Annotated in this window: 3 protein-coding genes, 1 pseudogene and 1 riboswitch; all 4 genes and pseudogenes read right to left on the reverse strand. The window is 66.3% G+C overall.

What is annotated here, in order from left to right; translation table 11 throughout:
* Positions 1 to 559, reverse strand: a pseudogene (locus tag RMN84_RS12000) (glycine dehydrogenase); the annotation flags it as partial.
* A gap of 26 nt (positions 560 to 585) precedes the next feature.
* Complete coding sequence (gene gcvH, locus RMN84_RS12005) at positions 586 to 957, reverse strand: glycine cleavage system protein GcvH (protein WP_309612400.1); 372 nt, start codon at positions 955 to 957, stop codon at positions 586 to 588.
* Positions 954 to 2,105 carry a glycine cleavage system aminomethyltransferase GcvT gene (gene gcvT, locus RMN84_RS12010; protein ID WP_405051485.1) on the reverse strand — a complete coding sequence of 384 codons (1,152 nt, stop codon included), beginning with the start codon at positions 2,103 to 2,105 and terminating at the stop codon, positions 954 to 956. The genes gcvH and gcvT overlap by 4 nt, the downstream gene beginning before the upstream one ends.
* A gap of 128 nt (positions 2,106 to 2,233) precedes the next feature.
* Positions 2,234 to 2,337: riboswitch (glycine riboswitch) on the reverse strand.
* An 85-nt stretch (positions 2,338 to 2,422) separates the two neighbouring features.
* Positions 2,423 to 3,074, reverse strand: a 652-nt coding sequence (locus RMN84_RS12015; protein ID WP_405051486.1) for a hypothetical protein, incomplete at its 5' end; no start/stop codon positions are given.

Consider the following 3,074-nt stretch of genomic DNA (forward strand, 5'->3'; position numbering starts at 1 on the left):
GCTTGGCGATGTCGAGAACATCGCCGGTAAATTTCGCCATCGTCTGCGCGACCGCGACATAATGCGGGTGCAGTCCCGACGAGAGTATGGCGCGCTTCCGCTTGGTGACGCGCGCGGCCATGCCGATGGCTTCCCAGCAGGCAGTCGATCCGTCGTACATGCTGGCGTTGGCAACGTCGCAGCCGAGCAGCCGCGCGACCTGCGTCTGGAATTCGAACAGCACCTGCAAAGTACCCTGCGCAATCTCCGGCTGATAGGGGGTGTAGGCGGTCAGGAACTCGCCGCGCTGGATGATGTGATCGACGCTGGCCGGCACATGGTGGCGATAGGCGCCACAGCCGAGGAAGAAAGGTACGTCGCCCGCGACCATGTTCTTCTTCGCCATCGCGCCCAACTGCCGCCCCACGGACAACTCGGACGCGTGCATCGGCAGCCCCCGCACGGGACCATCGAGCAACGCTTCGGCGGGCACGTCGCGGAACAGTTCGTCAATCGACGCGGCCCCGATCGTGGCCAGCATCTCGCCGCGGTCGGCGTTAGACAGAGGAAGATAACGCATGAGTAATTCCTAACCCGTGGCCTGATTCACAGTGTCTCGCACCATGCGCGATACGCCGCCTCGTCCATCAGCCCCTCCAGCTCGCCCGCATCGGCCAGCTTCAGCTTGAAAAACCACCCCTCTCCCTCGGCCTCGCGATTGACGATCGCAGGATCGTCGGCCAGCGCCGCATTGGCTTCGGTCACTTCGCCGCCAACCGGCGCATAGACATCGCTCGCCGCCTTGACCGATTCGACCACCGCCGCCTCGTCGCCCTTGGCTAGTGTCTGGCCCGGCGCGGGCACTTCGGCGAACACGATGTCGCCGAGTGCCGCCTGTGCATGCTCGGAAATGCCGACCGTGGCGATGTCGCCCTCGACCCGGACCCACTCGTGGTCCTTGGTGAAATAGAGGCTCATGCTGGGACCTTCCGATGATAGCGGTGAGGGACGAACGGCAGCGCCGCGATCGTCGCGTAATGAAGCTTGCCGCGCTGCTCGATCATCACGACGCTGCCCGGCGTGGTGAGGTGCGTGGCGAGATAGCCCATGCCGATCGGCCGCTTCAGGCTCGGCGAGAAACCGCCCGAGGTGACCCGGCCGACTTCATTGCCCTCGTCGTCGAGGATGCGCGATCCCTCGCGCACCGGCTGACGCCCATCAAGTGTAAAGCCGATGCGTTTCTGCGGCGTGCCATTGGCCAGCTCGCCGAGGATGCGGTCGGCACCGTCGAACCCGCCTTCCGCCCGCCGCCTTTTGCCGATCGCAAAGGCGAGGTCGGCCATCACCGGCGTCGTCGAGCGGTCGATATCATGCCCGTACAGCGGCAATCCCGCCTCCAGCCGCAGCGAATCGCGCGCGCCCAGCCCGATCGGCTTGACCAGCGGATCGGCCATGATGCGCTCGGCCACCTGCTCTACCACGTTTGCGGCAATCGAGATTTCGAACCCGTCCTCGCCGGTATATCCCGAGCGGCTGATCCACGCCGACACGCCCGCCAGGGGGAACGCCGCGCCCTGCATGAACGACAGCGCGCCGACACCCCGCACGATCCGCTCCAGCACCGCCGCCGCGCGCGGCCCTTGCAGCGCGAGCAGTGCCTGCCCCTGCAGATGGTCGATCGCGGTACGCGGCAGCCGGTGCCGCATCACGTCGAGATCGTCATGCTTGGTGGCGCCATTGACGACGACATAGAAATGCCCGCCGCGCCGCGTCACCATCAGGTCGTCGACGATCCCGCCATCGGCCGCAAGCAGCATCGAATAGCGCAGCCGCCCCTCGCCAAGCAGCTTGAGCTCGCCCGGCATGATCGTCTCGAGCGCATCGTCGGCGCGGTCACCGTGGACCATCAGCTGACCCATGTGGCTGACGTCGAACAGCCCGGCACTGGCTCGCGTCCACACATGCTCGGCGATGATGCCGTCATATTGGACCGGCATCGCATAACCCGCGAACGGCACCATTCGCGCCCCGCGTTCACGGTGCCACGCGTCGAGCGGCAGGGCCTGGACAGATTGGTCGGTAGGGTCGCTCACGATGATCTCCAGCGGGTCCGAAACGGCGCGCATGGGCGCACCGTCTGTCGTTTCGGACCCCCTTCTGTCACCGGGACCTGAGAGCTTTCCCCTGGGTGTGTCCCAGAGTTACCCCTTCGGTGGCCCCCTCTGCAGCAGCAGCGGGAACGCTTTCCAGACTGTCAGGACGCGCGGTCCTTGGTGCCTGAGAGATTCCGGGGGCGGTTGCTCCTTCGGCGTCGCGCTCCTCCGGCTAAGGAAGGCGAAACTCTCCCGCGCGTCCTCCCGACGCAAGCGCCGGAGACAGGACAAGCCTTGGCCAGCACCCGGCGATGAGTCAACGGCGAACCCGCAGGTCCGGCGCGAAAAGCTCACCGCGTGGCGTTATAGCGCAGCTGGGCGTCGGTCAGCTGGAAGCCGACGAGTTGCTCGAACGTTGCGCGCGCGACCGCGTCGCGGATCGTCGGGTTGGACAGCGGATCGACCGCCGCATCGGCATCACCGGCTTTGCGTCGACGCGTCAGTTCGGCCAGCACATTGGCGGGCAGCGTCGCCGCCGCCTTGGAGATACGCACCGTCGCCTGCCCCCGCGTACTGGCACGGATGGAGCCGGCAGGAAAATTCAGCCCGATATTGCCGGTCTGCTTTGCGACAACCGTGCTGCCACCCTGCATCGCGACGTCGAAATAGGGCAACACGACTTGCCGTGCCTCGGCCGCATCGCGTCGCGTGGAGACCACGTCGAACGTCACCACCGACGTCACATTAGCGCCGTCGTCGGTGCAGCTGGCGCGGACATTGGTAATCGTCGCCACCACGTCGATCGCCCGCGCGTCGGTACTGCCGACCGGGTTGAACAAAGTGACGTCCCCGGTCCCCGCCAGGATCCCCGGCATCGGACAGTTGGACCGCGTCACATAGACCCCGCCATCCTCGATCTGGCCCCTGCGCGAGCAGCCGGCGACCAGCGCGGACGAGCCCAGCAGGGCGGCAAATACGATGATGCGTGCCTTCACGGGCGAA

It is taken from the genome of Sphingomonas sp., assembly GCF_031380695.1.
In the GTDB taxonomy this organism is placed as follows: domain Bacteria; phylum Pseudomonadota; class Alphaproteobacteria; order Sphingomonadales; family Sphingomonadaceae; genus Sphingomicrobium.